At 60.5% G+C, this 24,471-nt stretch carries 23 protein-coding genes; 10 read left to right on the top strand and 13 right to left on the bottom strand.

Translation table 11 applies throughout. From position 1 onward, the window contains the following. Positions 1-60 precede the first annotated feature (60 nt). The 3 genes from ACM6I5_RS02835 to ACM6I5_RS02825 are packed head-to-tail and all read right to left on the bottom strand — an operon-like array spanning position 61 to position 2,848. A complete protein-coding gene (locus ACM6I5_RS02835; RefSeq protein WP_414883147.1) occupies positions 61-570 on the bottom strand; it encodes a DUF6622 family protein in 510 nt (169 codons plus the stop codon). 47 nt (positions 571-617) lie between these two features. Beyond that, positions 618-2,135, bottom strand: a complete 1,518-nt coding sequence (locus tag ACM6I5_RS02830) for a sensor histidine kinase (protein WP_414879423.1) — start codon at positions 2,133-2,135, stop codon at positions 618-620. Then, the gene (locus tag ACM6I5_RS02825; protein WP_017340354.1) at positions 2,132-2,848 is read right to left on the bottom strand and encodes a response regulator transcription factor; all 717 of its coding nucleotides are present in this window, start codon (positions 2,846-2,848) and stop codon (positions 2,132-2,134) included. Before ACM6I5_RS02825 ends, ACM6I5_RS02830 begins: the two co-directional genes overlap by 4 nt. Positions 2,849-2,999: 151 nt before the next feature. On the opposite strand from ACM6I5_RS02825, the gene msrB reads away from it, so the two are divergent. From msrB to msrA, 3 genes are read left to right on the top strand one after another with little or no spacing between them, the layout of a single operon-like run. After that, a complete protein-coding gene (gene msrB / locus ACM6I5_RS02820) occupies positions 3,000-3,518 on the top strand; it encodes a peptide-methionine (R)-S-oxide reductase MsrB (RefSeq protein WP_414883146.1) in 519 nt (172 codons plus the stop codon). Positions 3,519-3,549: 31 nt separating this feature from the next. Beyond that, positions 3,550-5,304 carry a cytochrome c biogenesis protein DipZ gene (locus ACM6I5_RS02815; RefSeq protein ID WP_414883145.1) on the top strand — a complete coding sequence of 585 codons (1,755 nt, stop codon included), beginning with the start codon at positions 3,550-3,552 and terminating at the stop codon, positions 5,302-5,304. 31 nt (positions 5,305-5,335) lie between these two features. Next, positions 5,336-6,043 (top strand): peptide-methionine (S)-S-oxide reductase MsrA, encoded by a 708-nt coding sequence (msrA, locus tag ACM6I5_RS02810; RefSeq protein ID WP_414883144.1) that lies wholly within the window; start codon positions 5,336-5,338, stop codon positions 6,041-6,043. A gap of 21 nt (positions 6,044-6,064) precedes the next feature. Here the strand turns inward: msrA and ACM6I5_RS02805 are convergent, their stop codons facing one another. Beyond that, positions 6,065-7,078: a diguanylate cyclase domain-containing protein gene (locus tag ACM6I5_RS02805; RefSeq protein ID WP_414883143.1), complete on the bottom strand. Its 1,014-nt coding sequence runs from the start codon at positions 7,076-7,078 to the stop codon at positions 6,065-6,067. Positions 7,079-7,143: 65 nt separating this feature from the next. Beyond that, complete coding sequence (locus ACM6I5_RS02800) at positions 7,144-8,049, bottom strand: LysR family transcriptional regulator (RefSeq protein WP_414883142.1); 906 nt, start codon at positions 8,047-8,049, stop codon at positions 7,144-7,146. 102 nt (positions 8,050-8,151) lie between these two features. Here ACM6I5_RS02800 and ACM6I5_RS02795 point away from each other — a divergent pair, with 102 nt between their 5' ends. Continuing rightward, the gene (locus tag ACM6I5_RS02795; RefSeq protein WP_414883141.1) at positions 8,152-9,342 is read left to right on the top strand and encodes an aspartate aminotransferase family protein; all 1,191 of its coding nucleotides are present in this window, start codon (positions 8,152-8,154) and stop codon (positions 9,340-9,342) included. Positions 9,343-9,361: 19 nt separating this feature from the next. On the opposite strand, the gene ACM6I5_RS02790 is transcribed toward ACM6I5_RS02795, so the two are convergent. Next, positions 9,362-9,871, bottom strand: a complete 510-nt coding sequence (locus tag ACM6I5_RS02790; RefSeq protein ID WP_414883140.1) for an adenylate kinase — start codon at positions 9,869-9,871, stop codon at positions 9,362-9,364. Between the two features lie 41 nt (positions 9,872-9,912). Next, on the bottom strand, positions 9,913-11,835 hold the full coding sequence (locus tag ACM6I5_RS02785) for an alkaline phosphatase D family protein (RefSeq protein WP_414883139.1): 1,923 nt from the start codon (positions 11,833-11,835) through the stop codon (positions 9,913-9,915). 246 nt (positions 11,836-12,081) lie between these two features. Here ACM6I5_RS02785 and ACM6I5_RS02780 point away from each other — a divergent pair, with 246 nt between their 5' ends. Further along, positions 12,082-12,528: a hypothetical protein gene (locus tag ACM6I5_RS02780; protein WP_414883138.1), complete on the top strand. Its 447-nt coding sequence runs from the start codon at positions 12,082-12,084 to the stop codon at positions 12,526-12,528. Between the two features lie 160 nt (positions 12,529-12,688). On the opposite strand, the gene ACM6I5_RS02775 is transcribed toward ACM6I5_RS02780, so the two are convergent. Then, entirely contained in the window at positions 12,689-13,240 is a 552-nt protein-coding gene (locus ACM6I5_RS02775; RefSeq protein ID WP_414883137.1) for an NAD(P)H-dependent oxidoreductase, read from the bottom strand. Between the two features lie 91 nt (positions 13,241-13,331). On the opposite strand from ACM6I5_RS02775, the gene ACM6I5_RS02770 reads away from it, so the two are divergent. Continuing rightward, positions 13,332-14,231 carry a LysR family transcriptional regulator gene (locus ACM6I5_RS02770; RefSeq protein ID WP_017340343.1) on the top strand — a complete coding sequence of 300 codons (900 nt, stop codon included), beginning with the start codon at positions 13,332-13,334 and terminating at the stop codon, positions 14,229-14,231. A gap of 215 nt (positions 14,232-14,446) precedes the next feature. Here the strand turns inward: ACM6I5_RS02770 and ACM6I5_RS02765 are convergent, their stop codons facing one another. After that, complete coding sequence (locus tag ACM6I5_RS02765) at positions 14,447-15,238, bottom strand: VacJ family lipoprotein (RefSeq protein WP_414883136.1); 792 nt, start codon at positions 15,236-15,238, stop codon at positions 14,447-14,449. A gap of 165 nt (positions 15,239-15,403) precedes the next feature. Here ACM6I5_RS02765 and ACM6I5_RS02760 point away from each other — a divergent pair, with 165 nt between their 5' ends. From ACM6I5_RS02760 to ACM6I5_RS02745, 4 genes are all read left to right on the top strand, one after another. Beyond that, positions 15,404-16,114: a response regulator gene (locus ACM6I5_RS02760; protein ID WP_414879433.1), complete on the top strand. Its 711-nt coding sequence runs from the start codon at positions 15,404-15,406 to the stop codon at positions 16,112-16,114. Next, on the top strand, positions 16,111-17,445 hold the full coding sequence (locus ACM6I5_RS02755) for an ATP-binding protein (protein WP_414883135.1): 1,335 nt from the start codon (positions 16,111-16,113) through the stop codon (positions 17,443-17,445). Before ACM6I5_RS02760 ends, ACM6I5_RS02755 begins: the two co-directional genes overlap by 4 nt. Before the next feature lie 71 nt (positions 17,446-17,516). Beyond that, complete coding sequence (locus tag ACM6I5_RS02750; RefSeq protein ID WP_414879435.1) at positions 17,517-17,969, top strand: hypothetical protein; 453 nt, start codon at positions 17,517-17,519, stop codon at positions 17,967-17,969. A gap of 321 nt (positions 17,970-18,290) precedes the next feature. Further along, positions 18,291-18,632, top strand: a complete 342-nt coding sequence (locus ACM6I5_RS02745) for a potassium channel family protein (RefSeq protein ID WP_017340339.1) — start codon at positions 18,291-18,293, stop codon at positions 18,630-18,632. Between the two features lie 76 nt (positions 18,633-18,708). On the opposite strand, the gene ACM6I5_RS02740 is transcribed toward ACM6I5_RS02745, so the two are convergent. Genes ACM6I5_RS02740 through ACM6I5_RS02725 form a run of 4 tightly spaced genes read right to left on the bottom strand, consistent with a single transcriptional unit; the run spans position 18,709 to position 23,841 of the window. Further along, a complete protein-coding gene (locus ACM6I5_RS02740) occupies positions 18,709-18,930 on the bottom strand; it encodes a formate dehydrogenase subunit delta (RefSeq protein WP_150639231.1) in 222 nt (73 codons plus the stop codon). Next, positions 18,927-21,809, bottom strand: a complete 2,883-nt coding sequence (fdhF, locus tag ACM6I5_RS02735; protein ID WP_414879437.1) for a formate dehydrogenase subunit alpha — start codon at positions 21,807-21,809, stop codon at positions 18,927-18,929. Before fdhF ends, ACM6I5_RS02740 begins: the two co-directional genes overlap by 4 nt. Beyond that, positions 21,806-23,368, bottom strand: coding sequence for a formate dehydrogenase beta subunit (locus ACM6I5_RS02730; RefSeq protein WP_414883134.1), 1,563 nt, complete (start codon positions 23,366-23,368; stop codon positions 21,806-21,808). Before ACM6I5_RS02730 ends, fdhF begins: the two co-directional genes overlap by 4 nt. Next, a complete protein-coding gene (locus ACM6I5_RS02725; RefSeq protein ID WP_414879438.1) occupies positions 23,365-23,841 on the bottom strand; it encodes a formate dehydrogenase subunit gamma in 477 nt (158 codons plus the stop codon). The genes ACM6I5_RS02730 and ACM6I5_RS02725 overlap by 4 nt, the downstream gene beginning before the upstream one ends. Positions 23,842-24,471 lie beyond the last annotated feature (630 nt).

Genomic DNA, 24,471 nt, shown 5'->3' with positions numbered 1-24,471 from the left:
GAGGCGAGAAAGCGCTGGGCCTTTTCAGGCCGCCTAATCTATTGGACCTAGGCGGCGTTGTCACGGATTCCCGGCGGGCGCGGTCTTCAGGGACCGGAACACCTGATGAAACCGGATCGAACGTCCGCAGAACAAACCGCTCGCAAAGCCTGATGCACAGGCCTTGAGCAACACCATCGGCAGCGTGGCCGAGTGCTCCGGATCAACCTCGGCCTGATAGCCAAAGAAATAGTTAACGGCGAAAAACAAAAGGTAGAGCAACAGGGTTTTTGCGGTGCCCGGCACGATCAGCGCGGTTTGCGATTGATCCAGCTCGATACCCTTGTGAGAAAAAACCAGCAGTGCGACGCCGATACCTGCGATGACCGCAGCCAACCAGCAACTGATTGTAAGTGACGGGTTGAGCGTCAGATTCAGCGAATACAGCGACCAACCCAACAAAATCGGCGGTGTGATCAGCAATGAAGTTTTGCTTTCGTGAGTCGGGGAGAGGGCTTTGATGCCGTAGTAACAGAGCAGTAAAAACAGTGCGTAAACCCACAGCGGGGTGTTTTGCTGGGTATTGAGCATCGAACAGCGTCCTTGCCGAAAAGTGATGTCGGGATCGGTTGCGGCAACTATTTCCCTGGCGAATTCAGATTCATGGAGCGCACCGCCCATTGCTCTGCGGTCTGTTGATCGACCGGTAACGTGAAGCGAAAGGTCGCGCCACGTCCGGGCACATCGATCAGCTGAATATCGCGACCGTGCAGTTGCAGGATCCGATGCACGATTCTCAGCCCGAGTCCGCCATCGCGTCGTGCACCGCCAATGTTGAACGGGCGCAGGAACAACCCTTCGCGCAGTTCCGGTGCGATGCCGGGGCCGGTGTCGCTGACGGTGACTTCGATAAACGATCCTTGTGGGCGCAGGCTCAGTTCGATGTCCCCACCTTGAGGGGTATGACGCAGGGCATTGTCGAACAGGTTGGTGAGAACCCGCTCGATCAGCCCCAGGTCTGCGCAAGCAGCCGCCACGTTGGGCGCGAAGCTGGCCTTCAGTTCAACCTGGCGCGCTTCGGCGGTGAGTTCGAATTTCTGGAAGATGTCCTGCACCAGGTCGGTCAGGGAGAAGCGCTCCAGCACGGGCTGCACGAAACCGTGTTCCAGGCGCACCAGCTCCAGTAACGATTGCGCCAGGCCACCGACCTTGCGGCTTTGGTCCAGCGCGATGCCCAGGTAGCGGCGACGGTCGGCGGGGGACAGCGTGGCGTCCTTGAGCGACAGGGTTTCCAGATAACCGTGCAACGACGCCAAAGGCGTACGCAGGTCGTGGGAAATGTTCGCCACCAGTTCGCGGCGTTCCTGATCCTGGCGGGTCAGCGAGCGCCATTGTTCGCTGAGGCGCGCCTGCATCTGCCGGAAGGTGGCGTCGAGGATGGCGATTTCGTCGTGGCTGGCGGTTTTTTCCGCCGGCGCTGGCACGGGTGGCGTCGCCGGGACGCCATCAATGTCGAACTGGCTGACGGTTTCGGTCAAACGGCGCAATGGCCGGGTGATCAGGGCAAATGCGGTGAGGCCGGCAATCAGGCAAAGCAATGCGACCAGTCCGATGGACAGCAGGGCCGTGTTGAGGGCTGCGCTGGTGGCGCCCCGTTCCGCCAGGCGATCGTGGTCTTCGCCGAGCAACACCACGTAAAGATAACCGACAGGTTTGCCGTCGACCTTCAGCGGTGCCGCGCTGAACACCTTGCGCGCATCGACGCTGCGCGGGTCGTCGCCGAGAATCGGCAGAGGATCACCCTTGAGCAGGCGCTGGATGGGCGCCAGGTCGACCCGTTCCCGGTGAATCCGGCCTTCGGGCGCCGCGCTGCCGACAATCCTGCCCCCGATGTCGAGCAGATAGACCTCGACACTGGGATTGACCAGCATCAGCTTGCTGAACAGGTCTCGCACGGCGTCGGGCATCAGGCCCCGGGTGTCCATCAGCACCGTGTCGCTGGCGATATGTTGGGCCAGGTCCCGGGACAGCCCTTGCACCACTTCCTGTTCATGCATCTGGTTGGAACGCACCTGCATCCAGGCCGAGGTGCCGCAGCACACCAACAGCAGCACGGCAAAAACCAGAGACAGCCGTTGCGTCAGGGTCAGCTTCATGGCTGTTCTTCCCGGGCGGCGAATTTGTAGCCACGGCCCCACACCGTGAGGATGCGCACCGGTTGTGCGGGATCGACCTCGATCTTCGCCCGCAGGCGGTTGATGTGGGTATTGACCGTGTGCTCGTAGCCTTCATGGCTGTAACCCCACACGGCATTGAGCAGGTCCATGCGCGAAAACACTTTGCCAGGCTGGCGGGCGAAGAAATACAGCAGGTCGAACTCCCGTGGCGTGAGGTCGAGACGCCGACCGTCAAGGGACACCTCGCGGGTGATCGGATCGATGGAGAGGCCGTCGATGATCAGGCTGCCGGCGTCCATTTTCAGGTTGCGCGCCATGGCGTCGACCCGCCGCAGCAGCGCCTTGACCCGGGCGACCAGCTCGAGCATGGAAAAGGGTTTGGCCAGGTAATCATCGGCACCGAGTTCCAGGCCCAGTATCCGATGCACTTCGCTGGAGCGCGCACTGGTGATGATGATCGGCGTGTAGCGGGCCATGGCGCGGGCGCGGCGACAGATTTCCAGGCCGTCGACACCCGGCAGCATCAGGTCGAGGATCAGTGCGTCCCAGTTTCCCTGCTGCAGCAGTCGCATGCCTTCATTGCCATCGGCGCAGTGCACCACCTCGAACTGCTCATCGCGTAGATGCAGGCAGATAAGGTCGGCGATATGCAGGTCGTCCTCAACCACGAGGACGCGTTTGGTCGGTTCCATCAAGCTCAATCCTTCGGCGCAATGAGCGCATTGTGCGGGTTTTCCGGGGCCAGAGTTATCACGAATTGTTTAAGTTCCCGTGAGGATTTGGCGATCAACCCAAGCCTAGGCTGTGTTCCATGAAAGGCACTTTGGATTATTGGAGACGGCCATGTTTTCACGGCGACAATTTCTACTGGCGAGCGGCGGGCTGGGGGCTGCAGCCCTGGTGATCGGTGTATTGCCAAAATTTTCCGCCCGTTCCGCACTGGTCAGTGAGGCCAGTGCCGAGGAGATTTTCGAGGTGACCCACAGCGACAGCGAGTGGCGCGCCCTGCTCAGCGCCGAGCAGTACGAAATACTGCGCGAGGAGGGCACCGAACGGGCCTACAGCAGTGCGCTGAACAACGAGCACCGTGAGGGCCTCTTTGCCTGTGCCGGTTGCGACCTGCCGTTGTTTTCATCCACCAGGAAGTTTGACAGCCGCACCGGTTGGCCGAGTTTCTGGGCGCCGCTGGACAAGGCCGTGGCGACCCGTCAGGACCGATCCTTCGGCGTGCTGCGCGAAGAGGTTCACTGTCGGCGTTGCGGTGGTCATCTGGGGCATGTCTTCGATGACGGGCCCAAGCCCACCGGCCTGCGTTATTGCATGAACGGTCTGGCGATGACCTTCAAGCCACAGGCGGCTTAACCCTCTCTTTCATTTCATGCAGGTCGACGCAATGTGGCTTCTGGTTCTCGCTTATCTCGGTGGTGTGCTGACGATCGTCAGCCCGTGCATCTTGCCGGTACTGCCGTTTGTCTTCGCTCGCACCGGGCAGCCGTTCATGAAGAGCAGCTTGCCGCTGCTGGCGGGGATGGCACTGACCTTCGCGCTGGTCGCCTCGTTGGCCGCGGTGGGGGGCGGCTGGGTGGTGCAACTCAACCAGTACGGGCGCTGGCTCGCATTGGTATTTGTTGCATTGTTCGGCTTGACGTTGTTGCTGCCGCAACTGGCTGAGCGCCTGACGCGTCCGCTGGTGGCGGCTGGCAGTCGTTTGTCGGAAGCCGCCGGTGCCGATTCGCGGCCGCGTCCCGGCGCTTCGTTCCTGATCGGCGTTGCAACCGGCCTGCTCTGGGCGCCATGTGCCGGGCCGATTCTGGGGCTGGTACTGACCGGCGCCGCGCTGCAAGGGGCAAGCATCGCAACCACCCTGTTGCTGTTGGCCTATGCCGCCGGCGCCGCCACTTCCCTTGCGGTGGCATTGCTGTTGGGCGGCAAAGTCTTCGCCGCGATGAAGCGTTCCATCGGTGCTGGCGAGTGGGTCCGTCGAGGTTTGGGCGCGGCGATGCTGGCAGGTGTGGCGGCGATTGCCCTGGGGCTTGATACGGGGATTCTGGCGCGGGTTTCGACGGCGTCCACGAGCGGTATCGAGCAGGCGCTGGTTGGGCGGTTGGCCAGGTCACCCAATGAAAGCGGGACAAATCCCGGTGGTGCAATGAAAGCGGCAGACCAAAAGCCGGGCGCGCTGCCGATCGAAGGCAACCTCCCACCGCTGGACGGCGCCGTGCAATGGCTCAACTCACCCCCTCTCACTGCTCAGGCGTTGAAGGGCAAAGTGGTGTTGGTGGATTTCTGGACTTACTCCTGCATCAACTGCCTGCGCACACTGCCCTATGTGAAGGCGTGGGCCGAAAAGTATCGTGATCAGGGCCTGGTGGTGATCGGCGTCCATGCGCCCGAATTCGCTTTCGAACGCAATGTAGGCAACGTCACCAAAGCCATGAAGGACCTGGGCATCACCTACCCGGTGGCCATCGATAACGACTACAAGATCTGGCGTGCCTTCAACAACGAATACTGGCCCGCCCACTATTTTGCCGACGCTCAGGGGCGCATTCGCTACCACCACTTTGGCGAAGGCGATTACGCTGAGTCGGAGCGGGTGATCCAGCAATTGCTGCGTGAGGCGGGCGCCGCCAAGGTGGCCGACGGGTTGATCAATGCCAGTGCCGAGGGTGTTCAACGCGCGCCGGACATGAACGAAGTGCAGTCACCGGAAACCTATGTCGGCTACCAGCGCTCGGAGCATTTCGTCCCCGAAACCAGTCTGGTTCCCGACAAGTCGACCACCTATAACCCGCCGTCGCAACTGGCCCTGAATGACTGGAGCCTGGGCGGTCAGTGGACTGTCGGTTCGGAGCGAGCCACCTCAAGCGCGCCAGCCAGTCGCATCGTCTACCGCTTCCACGCTCGCGATCTGCACCTGGTGTTGGGGCCTGCCGCCGATGGTAAACCGGTGCGCTTCAAAGTCCTGATTGACGGAAAAGCCCCCGGTGATGCCCACGGTACGGATGTCGCCCCCGATGGCAGTGGCAGCGTGACTGAGCAACGTTTGTATCAATTGGTGCGCCAACCCGGCGGTGTCATGGATCGAACCTTCAGCATCGAGTTTCTCGACCCCGGCGTCTCGGCGTATGCCTTTACCTTCGGCTGATAGCCGCTTCATTTACTCAGGAAACAGCCTCATGAAAACCCTGTTCACCTGGCGCCGCACCCTGTTGGGGCTGGCTGCCGCAGGCATCATCGGTCAATGTTCGGCATTCTCTTTCGGTGCAGCCGAAGAAGCGGTCATCATTCCCCCTCCGGCCCTCGACGAAACCAGTCAGGCCCACAGCGAAACGGCGGTCTTCGCCGGCGGTTGCTTCTGGGGTGTGCAAGGGGTGTTTCAGCATGTCAAAGGCGTGAAGAAGGCGGTCTCAGGCTATGCCGGCGGTGCCGCCAACACCGCTCGATACGAACGCGTCAGCGACGGTGATACCGGGCACGCAGAATCTGTCGAGGTCACCTTCGACCCCACTCAAGTCAGCTACGGCTCCCTGTTGCAGATCTACTTTTCCGTCGCGCACAACCCGACCGAACTCAATCGTCAGGGGCCTGACCGCGGTACTCAGTACCGATCGGCGATTTTTCCGGAAAACAGCGAACAGCAGCGTGTCGCCCAGGCTTACATTGCCCAGCTCGATGCCGCCAAATCCTTCAACAAACCCATAGTGACCAAACTGGAAACCTATAACGGTTTCTATCCGGCGGAGGAGGAACATCAGGACTTTCTGACCGAGCATCCAACCTACCCGTACATCGTGATCAACGACCTGCCGAAAGTGGCGCAGTTGAAACAGTTGTACCCGGAGCGGTATCAGGAAAAACCGGTGCTGGTGAAGTCGGGGATGTGAGAGGAGGGGCGAGCACAACGCTCACCCCGTAATCACATTCTTGCCCGCCACCTTTGACCGATACAACGATTGATCTGCCCTGGCCAGCAGTCCGGTCTGCTGTTCTTCATCGAAGCGCTGAACCACACCAAAACTGAGGGTCAGTTGAAAGTCTCCCACGGGCGGCAAGTCGGCGAGGCTTTGGCGGATGGTTTCGGCAAGGGTTCTGGCCTCGGCCAGCGGGGTGTTGGGCAGGACCATGATGAATTCATCGCCACCCCAGCGCGCCAGCAAATCGCCGTCGCGGACACAGCGCTTCACACTCTCGACCACCTGCACCAATGCGGCATCACCCAACGCATGACCGTAGTGATCGTTGATGTTCTTGAAGTCGTCGATGTCCATCGCAATCAGCGACAGCGGCTGTCGAAAGCGTTGGGCGCGGTTACATGCCTGGGGAAGGGTTTTACTCAGGCGATATCGATTGGCGGTTAAGGTCAGCGCGTCGGTTTCCGCCAGTTTGCGGTTTTCTTCGAGTTGGATCTGTAGCTGCTGGTTGACCCGGGATAACTCTCGAGTGCGTTCTTCGACGATGGCTTCGAGGGATTTATTCCTTCGTTCAAGCGCTTCGAGCAGGAGTTTCTTGTCCTCAATGCTGCGGTGCGCACCGACCATGCGCGCGACCGAACCGTCGGCATTACGTGCAAGTACGTGGCCACGATCTTCGATCCAGATATAGCGCCCGTCCTGTGTGCGGCAGCGATACTCGGCTTGATAACCGGGAGCCCGTTGGCTCAGGTAGTCGTCAAACAGGGCCATGACCCGCGGGTAATCGTCGGGGTGCATCACGTTTTCCCAGGTCAACACCGTGTTGTCGAGGGAGTGAGGTGCGTAGCCAAGCATTTCGTACCAGCCGGGGTTGCGGTAAACGAAACCGGTATTGGCGTTCCAGTCCCAGATGCCGTCACTGACCAGTTCCATAATGGTATGAAGCATGTTTTCGTTCAAATCAGACAGATTGAACTTCAACGCTTCGATATCCGAGTCCCCACCCATCATTGCTCTCCCTGACCAAAGTGACCCGTCAGTCGAGGAGATTAGTCGATGGCGCCTTCAGCCCGCTAGTGCTTGCCCCACATCCGCATGGCAAAGTCGACGAAACTGCGCAATTTCGGCAAACGGTAGCGATCCTGAGCATACATCAGGCTCATCGGCCGGTTCGGCGGCAGGTAATCCGGCATCACGGCCACCAGTTTCCCGTCCCTGAGGTCTTGCTCCACCAAGGCGTCGGGCAACAACACGATGCCCATGCCGGTGCGTGCCGCCTGATGCAAGCCTGCGGAGCTGTTGATCAGCATGGGGCCACTGACCGCCACAGTCACCTCGCCTTCGGCCCCGGTCAGGCGCCATTCCTTTTCCACCGAGTGCCAGTCATCGCCGGCCGGGTAGGCAAAGGACAGGCAATCGTGGTGTCGCAGGTCATCCGGTTTTTCCGGGTTGCCCCGGCGCGCCAGGTAGCTCGGTGAGGCGCACATGGTCAGCGTGTAATCCTCGAGTGGGCGGGCGATCAGGTTGGTCGTTTCCATGTTGCCCAGCCGAAACGCCACGTCGAAACCGTTTTCCAGCAAGTCCGGGCGCCGATTGGTGAGGACCACGTCCAGTTTGACGCGCGGACAAAGCAGGGCGAACTCGCTTAACGCGGGCGCGAGTTTTTCGGTGCCGAACGTCAGCGGTGCGGTGAGGCGCAGGGTGCCGCTCGGCTCGTCCAGGGCTTGCTCGGCCAGGCGTTCGGAATCGGCCACCAGCCCCAGTACTTCGAGGCAGCGCTGATAGTACGCGGTGCCGAATTCCGTCAGCCGCTGGCGCCGCGTCGTACGGTTGAGCAAGCGCACGCCCAGGCGTTGCTCCAGTGCCCGCAGGTGATTGCCGACCATGGTGGTCGACATTTCGCAGTGAAAAGCGGCGGCGGTCATGCTGCCGGATTCCACCACTCGGACGTAAACGGTCATTGCCTGGAACAGGTCCATTATCAAGCCCGACTTTAAAATGATTGAAGTGTTGCAGCGTTTATCCAGCTCAGGTGGCTAACCATACTGCAAAAACACCGACTATTGATGGAGCTTGATGTCATGACCGCCGCTTGCCTGATGAGCACTTACCAACCACTGGCCTTGAGTTTCACCAAAGGCCTGGGCACACGCCTGTGGGATCAGGCCGGTCGTGAATACCTGGACGCGGTGGCGGGCGTGGCGGTGACCAATGTCGGCCACTCCCACCCCAGAATTGTCTCCGCCATTAGCGAACAGGCGGGGCTGTTGTTGCACACCTCCAACCTCTACAGCATCGACTGGCAGCAGCGTCTGGCGCAGAAACTGACCCGGCTGGCGGACATGGAGCGGGCGTTCTTCAACAACTCCGGTGCCGAAGCCAACGAGACCGCGCTGAAACTGGCGCGGCTGCATGGCTGGCACAAAGGCATCGAGCAGCCCTTGGTGGTGGTCATGGAAAATGCCTTTCATGGCCGCACGCTCGGTACATTGTCCGCCAGCGATGGCCCTGCGGTACGCCTGGGTTTCAATGAACTGCCGGGAGATTTCGTCAAAGTTCCGTTTGGCGATCTCAAGGCACTGGACAAGGTGCAGCAGGCCCATGGCCCGCGCATCGTGGCGATCCTGATGGAACCGATTCAGGGTGAGAGCGGTGTACAACTGGCCCCGCCGGGTTACCTCAAGGCCGTGCGTGAACTGTGCAACCGGCGCGGATGGCTGCTGATGCTCGACGAAATCCAGACCGGCATCGGTCGCACCGGCCAGTGGTTTGCGTTCCAGCACGAAGGCATCGTTCCGGACGTCATGACCTTGGCCAAGGGCTTGGGTAATGGCGTCCCCATCGGCGCCTGCCTGGCTCGAGGCAAAGCCGCCAACCTCTTCACCCCCGGCAGCCACGGCAGCACCTTCGGCGGCAATCCGCTGGCCTGTCGCGTGGGTTGCACCGTGCTGGACATCATCGAAGAACAGGGCTTGCTGGAAAACGCCAAAGTGCAGGGCAAACGCTTGCTCGACAGATTGCGCACAGAGCTGGCCGATGACCCGAACGTGCTGGCCATTCGTGGCCAGGGCCTGATGATCGGCATCGAACTCAAGCAACCGATTCGCGATCTGACCCTGATCGCCGCGCGGGATCACGGTTTGTTGATCAACGTGACTCGGGGCAAGACCATCCGCTTGCTGCCGCCGCTGACGATTGATGAGCGGGAAGTGGAGATGATTGTCAGAGGGGTTTGTCGGGCGGTGAGTGCAGCCTCCGTTTTTACTCAATAATGATATCTGCACGTCCGATTCAAACGCCATCCTTTGGCTGCTTCAGGCTTTTCACGAATGCCGCGATCTCATTCCCATTCATCAGTTTGATTTTTGAACCCGCGAAAGCTTCGTACAGCCGCTGATGCGCCAGAAAACCACTGGAGTCTTCGTGGGAGCGATAACTGCCGGCCCACGCCAGCAGCGCCATCAACAACTCATCCTCCTCCGGTCTGTGTTCTCGCTGGCGAATATTGGCAACGCACTGTTCATCATCAACACACAACCAGATCAACGCTGTAGCGCGGTGGATAATTTCGCTGACGATCCAGCCGTAAACACCTTCGATCACCCAGCGTTTTTCGTCTGCCGCGATCCGCGCCATGCCCAATGCTTCGGCGCGTGGGCGGGCGATGCTGTGTTCGTCGGACAACCAGTGGATCGAATCGAGATCGATCCACGGTGATTGCAGATGTCCAGCCAACCGCTCGGCCAGCCAGCTTTTGCCCGAGCCGGAGTTGCCGATGATCAGTGTCCGAGCGAGATTCATATCCGGTGGCCTGCGTTAACGTGGGGCGGGAGCGATGACCGTCAATCCTCAACCTCAGGCGCCACCATCCGCGTCTTCGGCGACCCATCCGAGTTGTGCTGGAAAATCTCCTGTGGCTGTCCTTTTTCATTAAAGAACACCTGCCCGATCCCCGCCGAATTCCACAACCGTTCACCCGCCTCGGCATGCTCCGGAACGTGCGGCACGATGCGCATCCGCCGGCGCTTGGTCAGCCAGTTCAGCGGCGAGCGCGGCGAATACAGCCAGCGATTGAGCCGATCGAACCATTCCAGCAGCGCCGGTGGGAATTCGTTCTTGATGCCGCTGCTGGTGATCTGCCAGATCCTCGGCCCAGCCTTGCGGTGTCGGATCAGTACTTCATAGACGAAGGAATAATGCACATCACCCGACAGCACCACATAGTTACCCGGTGTGCGCGAGTGTCGGAAAATGTTCAGGATCACCTGCGCCGCGCCGCGATGGGCCATCCAGTTTTCGGCGTCCACCAGCAACGGATAACCGAACCAGCTGAACACCCGTTGCACGGTTTCGATCAGCTTCACACCGAACACCGGTGCGGGTGAAACGATGATCGCCGAAGGGTGATCGAGCAATTCCTGTTGCAGCTCGCTAAGGGCTTCCCAGTCCAGCAGGCCTGAGGGCTGCTTGAGCGTCATCTCACTGCGCCAGCGTCGGGTGCGGGTGTCGAGCACCACCATCGCAGGCGTGGTCGGCAACACGTAGTGCCAGTGCTGAAACTTCAGCAACTCATCGATCAAGGCGTCCTGCACGGGACTGTCGAGATAGCCATCCTCCCCGGTCGCGCTGAAACCGTCCGTCTTCTCCAGCAACGCACCGAACGCATCCGGATTGTTGCCCCAGCCCTGGCACAACATGTAAGCGATCAGCGCGTTGCCGATGATGCGCTTGGAGAACGGATGGCCGTAGGCCGTTTCTTCCCACTGCGCGGAAAGGTTCCAGTCATCGGTAATATCGTGGTCATCGAAAATCATCAGGCACGGCAGATGCGCGAAGGCCCGTGCAACACCGCCCAGGCCAGCCTTGAAACCATCGATGCGCGTCTGCTCCAGCGCATAACGCTCGCGTCGTTCGGGAATCAGTTTCGGCGGTTTCGGTGCGATCAGCGTCCAGGGTGTCGGCGACCACACCAGCAGGTACATCGCCATGACTTCAGCGAACGTCACCAGATGATTGTCGGCACTGCTGCTGGTGAAAATCGGCTTGCGCGCACCGCCGAAAAATCGCTCACGCAGGGTTTCGTTGCTCTGCAGCGCCGGTAACAAATCCGCACGGTGGTAATAACTGGCCGCATGCTCATAGAGCCTGGCGCTGTCGCTGACCACCGCGCCTTCCAGGTATTCGCCAAACAGTCCCAAGCGCGCGATCAAGGCATGAATGGCCCGCAACATCGGCCCGGCGACATCGTCGGCGTATACCTGATCGCCGCTCATCATCAGCAGTGCCGGGCGTTCTGTGGCTTCGTGCTCCGACTCCAGCAAGCGATCAACGCAAAGCAAACCGTCGGCGGCGGGATGGTGAGGTTTGCGACAGGAGCCATGCAGCAACTGATCGATCCGGGAACGCAAAACAAAATTCGGGCAACGTGCTTCGCCATACAACAGATGCGGCGCCCACTCGGTGATGCCCGTTGCAGCGTCATCTATCAGCAGGTCGTACTCGATCAGCGTGTCGCAGGGCAGGGGGGCGTCCAGTGGCACATCGATCAAATGAATGAAGGCGCGAGTACCGACCGGGATGATCGTGCATTGCCCGGCGTCGAGGCGAATGTCGCCCACACCTTGCAGACGTAACGTCAGCGACAGCGCTCGGGTTCCTACCAGCCAAAGCACCAGGCGCGACGGCTCCAGGCGCCGCAGCATTGGGCCGACGAGGACGGGTGGCAATGGGGTTTGATGGTCAGGCAATGGCTGCGGTTCGGACATCCGGGGTCAAGGCTCTTGGCGCGTAGGGGGGTGATGATAACGCTATACATCTTTGTTTGTGGGGGCAGGGTCTGATCCCGACAGAATTGCAGGGTGAAGCAATATTTTAAAAAAAGAGCGAAAACTGACAGATAACTGCTATCTGGCGTTATAGGGTTTAAGTTAGTCACTTGTTTGGTGATGGTTTGTCTTTCTCGGTTGGTGAGTAAGGCTTTGTGCATTCAGTTGTTTTCAGGAAGGCTAGTAGTGAAGGTTTCGAATAATGCGGCTTCTTCATGTTCAATAAGCACCGATCGCAAAGATGCTCGCGCGGGCGATATAAACAAGTTGGTTGATAGGCTGATTGAGGTAAGTCAAGGCGTTTCCAAAATGGTCGTGAGTTTTAACGATCCGAGACTGTCAAATATGCAGAAAACCATGCTCGCTGAGCAGTCAAAGCCGTTGCTTACCAAGATGGCAGATGGCTTGACAGATATTAATAGTCATAAAGCTGAATCACCCAATGGGTCTAATCTCTACAACGACTTTAAGGAGCGGCAATTGGACTCATACGCGAAGAAGGTGCAGGCGGATTTTTGTGAACTAAAAAATCTAAGTGATAATTATGAAAAAAATGGTGTGAAATTTACTCCTGATACCAAAGGCGAAGACGGAGGACGGGCGTGGAATGATAAAACTAGAGAGTGGGAATAATTGAATTAGCTACTGAGTGATTGCCTTTGCGGTGACCCGGCTTTCGTCAGTGATAGAGCGGCAAGATGAATGTCTTGCCGTACTTGAAATTCGATAAGCATCTGCTGCATGGCCAGGAAACCATCCTGTCGAGTAACATCCTCGGATGAACGTCAGTGTTTTACGAAACATCAACACACTGAAATCGCTCAATCCACCGACGATACTGACTGGCGATCACATCCAGCTCCGCCCCCGACAATTTATTCGCCCGATAAACCAGAAACGGTTCGCTCCAGGCCCACTGGCAGCGGTGCGCCGTCGCGCGCAAAGGCTGCAACAACTGCTCAAGGGCAAAGCCATTCGCCCCATTTTCGCTGTAAGCCTCAGGCGTATTACCAGCAGTGGCCGCGATCATGATCGGCATCCCCTCCAGCCGGCGACCCTCGGTTTCATAAGCGATGTAATACATCCGCGTCAGCACACTGTCCTGCCAGGTTTTAAGCAGCGCCGGTGTCGAGTACCACTGCACGGGAAATTGCAGTACCAGCCGTTTCGCCGATAACAAACGTTGCGTTTCCAGCGCCGTATCCACTTGGTCGCTGGGGTAGACCCCATACAGATCGACGACGCTGATCCCCGGCAGATCCTTCACCGCCTCCAGCATCGAGCGGTTGGCTCGGGATTCGCTCAAGTCAGGGTGAAAACTCAAAATCAAAGTGGTGTCGTTCATGGCTTCTCCGGTTCAAGTGAAGGGAGCCACAGCGTGCCAGCCTGCTGTACATTGCTCCAATGGATGGTTTGTCTAATTAGGTATTGATTCAATGAATCTACGTTCAGTGGACCTCAACCTGTTGACCGTGCTCGATGCGTTGCTCGACGAAGCGCACGTCTCCCGCGCCGCCGAGCGTGTGGGCTTGTCGCAACCGGCGGCGTCCAATGCATTGGAGCGTTGCCGGCACCTGTTCCAGGATCGCTTGCTTGAGCGCGTACCGGGCGGCATGCAACTGACGCCAAAAGCGCAGGCCTTGCGCGGCCCGTTGAAACAGATCCTGGGCTCGGTCAGCACCTTGGTCGGCGCCGCCAGTGCCGATCTGAGCACCCTGCGCCAGACCGTACGCATCGTCATGGCCGACTTCCCGGCGATCGTCATCGCCCAGCGATTGCACCAACGACTGGCGGAACTGGCACCGGGCATCGACCTGGTAATCCAACCCTGGCAGGGCGGTGAGGCGGCTCAGGAAAGTTTGAGTCGCGGCCAAAGCGATCTGGCCATGTCGGTGTTCCCGCCCCTCGGGCCGGACTTCACCCGACGCTTGCTGTTGCACGAACATTTCGTGGTGGCGATGCGCACCGGGCATCCGGCAATCGCGGACTTCGATCTCGACCGCTGGCTGAGTTATCCACACGTGCTGGTGTCCGGGCGGGGCGCCACCTGGGGCCCGCTCGATGAACAGTTGAAGGGCCGAGGACGGTCGCGGCGAATCGGTATTGTCGTGCCGAGCTTTGTCATGGTTCCGGATCTGCTGCTGGGCTCGGACCTGATTGCGATGCTGCCCAGTCAGTGCCTGTCGATGCCGATGGCCAAGGCGCTGCACACCGCGGAGCCGCCGATTGAGGTGGAGGGGTTTGCGTTGCATCTGGCCTGGCATAAACGACGCGATGAAGACGCGGCGGTGCAGTGTGTGGCGCGGGTGCTGGAGGCAGTGATAGCTGCTGACTGACATCCGCCTCGCCGTTGGCGACCAACCAGCGAAACACCTCGCTCACGGACACCGTATGGCTACGCTCGATCCAGCGCACCACGGCCGGGCCGTAGTGTTCGGTGTAACGAGTGAGCACCAGTTGGCGGCAATCTGCCGACAGGCGCAGGGTGATTTCCCGACAGCGCAGATTCGCCTCGGCGTCACGGGTCATCCTTTGTTGAAGAATCAGGTGTTCAGAAACCATCGGCCGGTGCTCCTGTGCATTGAGGCTTGGTGTTGTCGGGCGAGCCTTGTTTGCCATCGGCCACGTAAGCCGCCCGATGCTCGGCCACCACGTTGCGCAACGCGCTGTAGTAGTCCGGCAGTTTTTGCAGGCTGTCGGTCAGCGGCAAGGCTTCGGCTCGACCATCGACGATGCCGCCGACCGTGTTGATCGTGGACAACGTGTCGACGGTGTCGCTATGGCTGCCAAACGGATCGACGACGAAACCGAGCACGCGCCCGGCCGCATCGCGGCTGTTGGACGTGCCGAACAACGGCAACTCGACGATCGGGCCGTTACCGATGCCCCACACACCGAAAGTCTGCCCGAAGTCTGCGTCGTGGCGCGGGATGCCAACCATGCCGGAAACGTCGATCAAGCCCACTACGCCCACCGTTGTGTTGAGCACGAAACGCCCCAGGGTATTGACCGAGCGTCTCGGGTTGCCTTGCAGCACGTCATTGATGAACACCTTGGGCTCACCGAAGTTCTCCACGAAGTTATGCACACCCGTCTGGAAAAAGTCCGGCAAGTAGCGATAGCCGCGAGCGACCGGTGCGAGGGCGTAGTTATCAACAACCCGGTTAAACGCAAAGACCCCGCGATTGAACGGTTCCGCCGGGTCGTTCACCGAATAGGCAATGTCGGCGCAGCTCACCTGGGCGGTGGACGACGGTTGGCTGCTGCAACCGGCCAACCCGGCGGCCAGCACGACAATCGAGGTGTTGCGGGCCAGCCAGGGAGCACATTTGAAAGGCAACATGGACGCGAGTCTCGGGAGGAATTCGCGGTGATGCTGGGCCCCGGGCCTTGCGCAAAGATGTCCGCTTTATTGCGCCGCTGTCGTTTTATTGCAGGATTGAAATATATGACGCGCTGCCGTGAATGGTTTTAGATGGCGGTTCCATTCGCTCTTAAGTGACCTTCGGTGAACAGCCTGCTAATTGTCGATGACGACCTCGAAGTCCTCGATTTGCTGAAAAAATTCTTCGTCCAGCACGGCTACCGTGTCGAGGTCGCCACCGACGGCGCATCGCTGTGGGCGGCCATCGAGCGCCAGGCGCCAGACTTGATCATCCTCGACGTGATGTTGCCCGGCGACAGCGGGCTGATCCTGTGCCAGCAATTGCGCATCCGCCACGCGATACCGGTGATCATGCTCACCGCCATGGGCGAACTCAGTGATCGGGTGGTTGGCCTCGAGCTGGGCGCCGACGATTACCTGACCAAACCCTTCGACGCCCGTGAGTTGTTAGCCCGGGTCCGTGCCGTGCTGCGCCGCGTGGACGACCGCCGCCCACTGACACAGGAACGCCCGCGACCCTTGATCGACTTTGCCGACTGGCACCTCGACGTCACCCGCCGTGAACTGCGCTCGCCGGACAACGTGATGATTCCGCTCTCGGCCGGCGAGTTCGATTTGCTGCTGGTCTTCGTCGAACACCCGCAACGCATCCTCACCCGTGAACAACTGCTGGACCTGGCACGGGGGCATTGCCACGACGCGTTCGATCGCAGCATCGATGTGCAAGTCAGCCGCCTGCGACGCAAACTCGAGTCCGACACCAAGCGCCCGGCGATGATTCGCACCGTGCGCAATGGCGGTTACCTGTTCACTCCCAGCGTGACTCGGCGATGAGCTGGCTGAAGCGGATTCGCCGCGACACGGTGGCGCGCTGGATTGCCCTGACCATCATCCTGGCGATGCTCATTTCGCTGGCGCTCAACGGGCTGTTTATCCAATTGGCCGGCGTCTGGGCACGACCGCCCCTGACCGAAATCGGTCTGCTGGAAAAAGCCGCCGCCATCACCCGCGTCATCGAGGCCGCACCAGCGCCATTGCGCAACCCGTTGGCACAGGCCGCCAGCGAAAGCGGCTTCACCGTCAGTTGGCATCCCGACCGGCGCGATCTCAATCTGCCGGAAGCGGAAGATGCGAAGTCCGACATCGGCGCGCAGATCCTCCAGCCGATGCTCAAAGCCCCTGACCGGCGCATCGAGGCCTATGAGCCCGCCGACTGGACCGAACACACCGAAGACGCGCATTACGCGCTGTTGATCGAACTGGCCGACTCGACCTGGCTGATGTTCTCCGCACCCTCGCGCAGTTGGGGCCTCGACGAAACGCCGCGCTACCTGATCGTCATTGTGCTGGTGCTGATCTCTACCGCGCTGGTCGCGCTGATCGCCACCCGCCGTCTCGCCACACCCTTGCAACGCTTCGCCGAAGGCGCCCGACGCTTCGGTTCGGACTTCCGCGCCCCGCCCATCGAACCCTTGGGCCCCCAGGAAATCCGCCAGGCGATCCTCGCGTTCAACGCCATGCAGGCTCAGCTGCAACACTTCATCCGCGACCGCACGCAAATGCTCGCCGCCATCTCCCACGATCTGCGCGCACCGCTGACGCGGATGCGTTTGCGCGGTGAATTCATCGAAGACGCGCAGCAACAACAGCGGCTGTTTCGTGACGTCGATGAAATGCAGGCGATGATCAATTCGGCGCTGGATTTTTTTCGCGATGACGCACGGCTTGAACCGGCGACCCAGTTTGATCTGGCGGAACTGCTCCAAACCTTGCTGGATGATTACCGGGATCAGGGGGTCGAGATTGCCTTCAGCGGGCCGTTGCGCCTGGTGTATTTCGGGCGGCCGTTGGGACTCAAGCGGGTGATGACCAACCTGCTGGATAACGCGATCAAGTATGGACGCGAGCCGGCGATTGAACTGATGCCTGATGCCGGAGAAGTGCGGATCAAGGTACTGGATCGTGGGCCGGGCATTCCGGAGGCCAGCCTTGAGCAAGTGTTTGCGCCGTTCTTCCGCATGGAAGGCTCGCGCAACAAAAGCACTGGCGGCGTGGGATTGGGATTATCGGCGTCGCGGGCGATTGTGTTGGAGCATGGCGGAGAATTGAAACTGCGCAATCGGTCAAAGGGCGGGCTGGAAGTACGGGTGATTTTGCCGGTATAACCGAGTACCGGGTTCGGACTACAGTGAATTATCCAGGGGCGCGCAAAGGCGCTGATCGAAGGAGAGAACTGATGAACAAAATCATCCTGCCAACACTGGCCCTGTTGATGCTGGTGCAATTCCCCGCCCACGCGATCAATGACAAATACCGCAAACAACTCGAGCAATCCGGTTGCACCCAAGTGAGCGAACTTCAGGGCTGCGATATCCACAAGAGCAAAGCGGAAAATGCAAAGGCCGGGTTCACCAACCCCGCGACGGACAGCGCCAATACACAAACGCCTTACGCCGGGCAATGGGTCGCGAAGAGCGATGCCGGCGCGACCGTTGCCACGATTCGCATCGATGCCAAGGAGCAAGTCTGGGTTAATGGCAAACGGGTAAATGCCCAACGCACCGATGGCACGCTGCAGTTTCGCCAGGGCAAAGTCACCTTCACGATTCAGGGTGATCGGCGGTTGCAGAATGAAGACTATTGGACCGACAGCGATGCCGGGACCAAAGGGCCGATTCAGATCGAGTAACCATTACATCCTGGGACGCGGCATCGTTGAGGGCATGCGTTGTTGGGAGGGGACAATCCTGCCACTGTCACCGTTGGCGGGCGGTCTCACCTGGCCGTCCTGGCTTGTGTCATGGCAGGACGAACCGCTGAGGGCCACGAACACGGCGAACAGGAGTGGCAGGATCAGGTGCTTGAGCATGGATGTTCTCCGGTGCGGGGTCATTCCAGCTTAATCCCTGTTCCGCGCGTGCCACTTTCCGTTGGTCCGACCATCGATTCCCAATACTTGTGCCAAGCTGAAGAGTGTCAATCCGCCTGCCGCCCTCAGGAAACACACGACATGAAGCCTGCCAATACGTCGAACATCCGTCGAGAGTTCTACAAAGCTGTCGGCTACTACCTTCGAGTTGTCTGGCCCATCCTTTCCACCATGCTGATCGTCATCGTCATGTGCGGCCTGATCATCAGCTATCTGGAAGGTTGGGATCCTTTTGACGGCATCTATTTCGGCTTCGTGACCGGCTTGACCATCGGCTATGGCGAGCTCGTGCCGAAGTTGCCGCTTTCGCGGATATTGGCAATATTGCTCGGGTTCAACGGCGTGCTGCTCACGGCGATCTTTGCGGCGATCAGCGTGCGCTCGATTGAGATCGCGGTGCGGGTGACCGATGGAGATAAATAAGGCGGAACACTACACAATCCCCTGTAGGAGCGAGCGGGCTCGCTCCTACAGGTTTTCAGCCAGCAGATGAAGAAACCTACGCCTCCCAACCGGCCCCGCTGACCGCCTCTTGCGCCAACGGGTGCAAGTCCGCCCCGTGATGCTCGGTCTGCCAGGCCAGCAACTCCTTGCGCATGCCGGGCGTCCAGTACATCTGCAGATGATTACGCACACCGAGCACCGCCGCTTTCTGGTCCGGTTCGGTGGCGAAATACTGGGCGATCTGGTTGACCATCTTGATCAGGTTTTCAGTACTCATCGGCGCACCTCCGCTTTAGCGCCACGGGCCTGACGGCGTTCCCTGAGCAAACGGTCCTGTTCGTCGCTGAAGGCCTGATAGCGTTTTTGCCACTCGGAAGGGTGGTAGACGCGGCTGACTTCCACGGCGGTGACCTTGTACTCCGGACAGTTGGTGGCCCAGTCGGAGTTATCGGTGGTGATGACGTTGGCCCCCGATTCAGGGAAGTGGAACGTGGTGTACACCACGCCCGGCGCGACCCGTTCGGTGACCCGCGCACGCAGTACGGTCTGGCCGGCGCGGCTGCCGATGCCGACCCAGTCACCTTCGTTGATGCCACGGCTCTCGGCGTCGGTCGGGTGGATTTCCAGGCGGTCTTCATCGTGCCAGGCCACGTTTTCGGTACGCCGGGTCTGCGCGCCGACGTTGTACTGGCTGAGAATGCGGCCGGTGGTCAGCAGCAGCGGATAGCGATTGTTGACCTTCTCCTCGGTCGGCACATAGCCGGTGAGCATGAAGCGCCCCTTGCCGCGCACGAACTCATCGATGTGCATGGTCGGCGTGCCGTCCGGTGCCGCGGCGTTGCACGGCCATTGCAGGCTGCCGTGGCGATCCAGTTCGGCGTAGCTGACGTTGGTGAAAGTCGGCGTCAGGCTGGCGATCTCATCCATGATTTCCGACGGGTGCTTGTAGTTCATCGGGTAGCCCAAGGCCTGGGCCAGCGCGACGGTGCCTTCCCAGTCGGCCTTGCCGCCCAGCGGTTCCATGACCTTGCGCACCCGGGAGATGCGCCGCTCGGCGTTGGTAAACGTGCCGTCTTTTTCCAGGAACGAAGCGCCCGGCAGGAACACATGGGCGAACCTGGCGGTTTCGTTGAGGAAAATGTCCTGCACCACCACGCACTCCATGGCTGACAGCGCCGCGGTGACGTGCTGGGTATTCGGATCGCTCTGGGCGATGTCTTCGCCCTGGCAATACAGACCCTTGAAGCTGCCGGCCAGCGCCGACTCGAACATGTTGGGAATGCGCAGGCCCGGATCAGGTTGCAGCGTGACGTTCCACGCCTGTTCGAACTGCGCCCGAACCACCTCGTTGGAAATATGCCGGTAACCGGGCAGCTCGTGGGGGAACGAGCCCATGTCGCAGGAGCCCTGAACGTTGTTCTGCCCCCGCAGCGGGTTCACGCCCACGCCTTCGCGGCCGATGTTACCGGTGGCCATGGCCAGGTTGGCGATGCCCATGACCGCGGTGCTGCCCTGACTGTGCTCCGTGACGCCGAGGCCGTAATAGATCGCCGCATTGCCGCCGGTGGCATACAGGCGGGCGGCGGCACGGATGTCGGCAGGTTCCACGCCGCAGATGGCGCCAAGCACTTCCGGCGAGTTTTCCGGCCGGCTGACCAGCTCGCTCCAGCGGGCGAAATCACTGCCCTCGCAACGAGCGTCGATAAAGGCCTGATTGAGCAAACCTTCGGTGACGATCACATGGGCCAGTGCGTTGAGCATGGCAACGTTGGTGCCCGGACGCAGGGCCAGGTGCAGTTCGGCGCGGGCATGCACCGAGTCCACCAGATCAATGCGGCGTGGGTCGATGACGATCAGCCGCGCACCTTCACGCAACCGGCGTTTGAGCTGCGAGGCGAACACCGGGTGAGCATCACTCGGGTTGGCGCCCATCACCAGGATCACGTCGGCCTGCATCACCGAGTCGAAACTCTGGGTGCCGGCAGACTCGCCCAAGGTTTGTTTCAAGCCATAACCGGTCGGCGAGTGGCAAACCCGCGCACAGGTATCGACGTTGTTGTTGCCGAACGCGGCGCGCACCAGTTTTTGCACCAGATAGGTTTCTTCGTTGGTGCAACGGCTGGAGGTAATACCACCAATGGAATCGCGGCCATATTTTTGCTGCAACCGGCGGAATTCGCTGGCGGCGTAGGTCACTGCTTCGTCCCAGCTGACTTCCTGCCACGGGTCGTTGATGTGCTGGCGGATCATCGGTTTGGTGATGCGATCCGGGTGAGTGGCGTAGCCCCAGGCAAAGCGCCCTTTGACGCACGAGTGGCCATGGTTGGCCTGGCCATTCTTGTCCGGAACCATGCGCACCAGCTGGTCGCCTTTCATCTCGGCGCGGAACGAGCAGCCCACGCCGCAATAGGCGCAAGTCGTGATCACACTGCGTTCCGGTTGACCCAGCTCGACCACGCTTTTTTCCATCAGCGTCGCAGTCGGGCAGGCCTGCACACAGGCGCCGCAGGACACGCATTCCGAGTCGAGGAAGTTGTCACCCCCCGCGGCGGCCACGCGGGACTCAAAGCCGCGCCCGGTAATGGTCAGCGCAAAGGTGCCCTGGGTTTCTTCGCAGGCACGCACGCAGCGGTTGCAGACGATGCACTTGCTCGGGTCGTAGTCGAAGTAGGGGTTGGACGTGTCTTTCTTGTCGTCCAGATGGTTGTCACCTTCATAGCCGTAACGCACTTCCCGCAGGCCAACCTGGCCGGCCACGGTTTGCAGTTCGCAGTTGCCGTTGGCCGAGCAGGTCAGGCAGTCCAGCGGGTGATCGGAGATGTACAGCTCCATGACGTTGCGCCGCAGGGTCGCGAGTTTCGGCGTCTGCGTGTGCACGGTCATGCCTTCAGTGACCGGCGTGGTGCAGGACGCCGGATAGCCGCGCATCCCGTCGATTTCCACCAGGCACATGCGGCAGGAGCCGAAGGCTTCCAGGCTGTCGGTGGCGCACAGTTTCGGGATGGTGGTGCCCAGCAGCGCCGCGGCGCGCATCACCGAGGTGCCTTCCGGCACGCTGATGCTGCGGCCGTCGATGTTCAGGGTGACCTGCACGTCGCTTTCGCGGGCCGGGGTGCCCAGATCGATATCGGTTTTCGGGTCGAAGAGAGTAATCATTGCTCGGCCTCCGAGGCTTGCAGACCGAAGTCGGCGGGGAAGTACTTGAGGGCGCTGGCGACCGGAAAGGACACCATGCCGCCCAATGCGCAGAGCGAACCGTATTGCAGGGTGTCGCACAGGTCCTTGAGGATGATCACCTGCTGATCACGACCGGCCTGATCTGGCGCGGCCAGCAGGCGGTCGATCACCTCAACGCCCCGGGTCGAGCCGATGCGGCACGGCGTGCATTTGCCACAGGATTCCTCGGCGCAGAACTCCATGGCGAAGCGCGCCATGTGGGCCATGTCCAGCGTGTCGTCCGCCACCACCACACCACCGTGACCGAGCATCGCGCCCATGGCGGCGAAGGCTTCGTAATCCAGCGGTGTGTCGAATTGCGACGGCGGCACCCAGGCACCGAGCGGGCCGCCGACCTGCGCAGCCTTCAACGGCCGGCCACTCGCCGTGCCACCGCCGTAGTCTTCCACCAGCTCCCGCAAGGTCAGGCCAAAGGCCCGTTCCACCAGACCGCCGTGACGAACATTGCCCGCCAGCTGGAAAGGCATGGTCCCCAGCGAACGGCCCATGCCGTAATCACGATAGAACTGCGCACCCTTGGCCAGAATCAACGGCACCGAGGCCAGGGTCAGCACGTTGTGCACCAGCGTCGGCAGACCAAACAGCCCCTTCAACGCAGGGATCGGCGGCTTGGCGCGGACGATCCCGCGCTTGCCTTCAATTGAGTCCAGCAGCGCGGTTTCCTCACCGCAGATATAAGCGCCGGCACCGACCCGCACTTCCATATCGAATGCCTGCCCGCTGCCGCCGACATTGGCGCCCAGGTAACCGGCGGACCGGGCAAGGCTCAGCGCCTGACGCAACGTAGCGATGGCATCCGGATATTCCGATCGCACATAAATGTAACCGTAGGTGGCGCCGACCGTGATGCCGGCGATGGCCATGCCTTCGATCAGCAGGAAGGGGTCGCCTTCCATCAGCATGCGGTCGGCAAAAGTGCCGGAATCGCCTTCGTCGGCGTTGCACACGATGTACTTCTGCGCCGCCTCGGTGGCGCGCACCGTGCGCCATTTGATTCCGGCCGGGAACGCCGCGCCGCCACGGCCACGCAGGCCCGAATCGAACACCGCCGTGGCAGTCTGCTCGCCACCAATGGCGACGGCCCTGGTTAAACCCTCGAAACCGCCATGGGCCCGATAATCGTCCAGCGACAGCGGCCGGGTAATACCGGCGCGGGCGAACAGCAGGCGTTGTTGAGACTTGAGATAAGGCAATTCTTCCACCAGCCCCAAAGCCAGTGGATGTGATGACGGTTCACCTTGCAGCGCCTCGAGCACCGACGGCACATCGGCCGCCGTCAGCGGACCAAAGCCGATCCGGCCTTGCGGGCTGTCCACTTCCAGCAGCGGCTCCAGCCAATACAAGCCGCGCGAACTGGTGCGCTGCAACTCCAGCGGCACATTGCGTTCCCGGGCCTGAGTGATCAGGGCCACCGCCACCTCATCGGCACCCACGGCACGGGCAAGGGAATCAGTGGGCAGATAAAGAGTCGGCATCATGCGTCCTCCCGGCAAGCGTCGAGCAAGGCATCGAGACGCTCAGCGCTGAGCCGCGCATGCACCCGGCCATCGAGTTCCAGAGCGGGCGAGCAGGCACAGGCGCCGAGGCAATACACCGGCCGCAAACTGATGCTGCCGTCGGCGCTGCTGCCGTGGTCATCCAGTTGCAGCCGTTCGCGCAACTGCGCGGCAAGCGCTTCGGCACCACGGCTTTTGCAGGACTCAGCCCGGCACAGCCGCAGGATATGCTTGGCCGGCGGCGCGGTACGGAAGTCATGGTAAAAGCTGATCACCCCGCGAACCTCGGCCTGACTCTGATTGAGGGCGTGAGCAATCTCGGGGACGGCCGCATCGGGGATGTAGCCGATGCGTTCCTGAATATCATGAAGGATGGGCAACAGTGCACCCGCAGAGCCCTTATGGCGCTCCAGCAGACTGTTGACCAAAGGCAGGTGCAAACTCTCATCAGGCATTCAGCAATCCTCACGGTCACGGACAAACCAGATGGTTGTCGGTCGTCCGAAAGTGTCGGCTGCGGCACTCACACCACGTCACGGAATCGTGGCAATTTCAGGCCGTTGGCCAGGGCACCCTTGGCGGGCATCTTGTTGTGCCCGGCACGGTCTTCGCCGCACCTCTACTGGGCATAAAGGGCAGCTTGCCACGGCGCTTTTGATTGAACTGCACCAAAGCGACGTGTTCGGTTCTGCCTACGACTATCCCTTAAGTCTAGATGAGTGCGGCGTGGGGCGTTCACTCACCGGCCTAATGCCCGGAGGGCCTGTCGATGGATGATGTATAGCAAGCATTACAGATAAGAAACAGCATCAGATCCGTGGCCAATTCAGGGCGCAGATGCGTTGATCTGTCTCGCCGTAAACCGAAAGCCATTCACCCGAGCCCAATACCTCAAGGCCAATCCCAAACCCCAACCACCACACAAAATCCCCTGTGGGAGCCAGCCTGCTGGCGATAGCGCCAGATCAGTTCACGCAAAACACGGATCAGAATCACAACCCCTGCAGGAGCGAGCTCGCGAAAAGCCCAGGAAACAAGGCCTGTCTCCTTCGCTGCCAGTGGACGGCAAGACGGCAAAACAGTAG

The sequence above is a fragment of the Pseudomonas sp. IT-P171 genome, assembly GCF_949767765.1.
In the GTDB taxonomy this organism is placed as follows: domain Bacteria; phylum Pseudomonadota; class Gammaproteobacteria; order Pseudomonadales; family Pseudomonadaceae; genus Aquipseudomonas; species Aquipseudomonas fluorescens_B.
The sequence above is the reverse complement of the archived record's forward strand: the minus strand, read 5'-3'. Positions and strand labels throughout refer to the sequence as shown.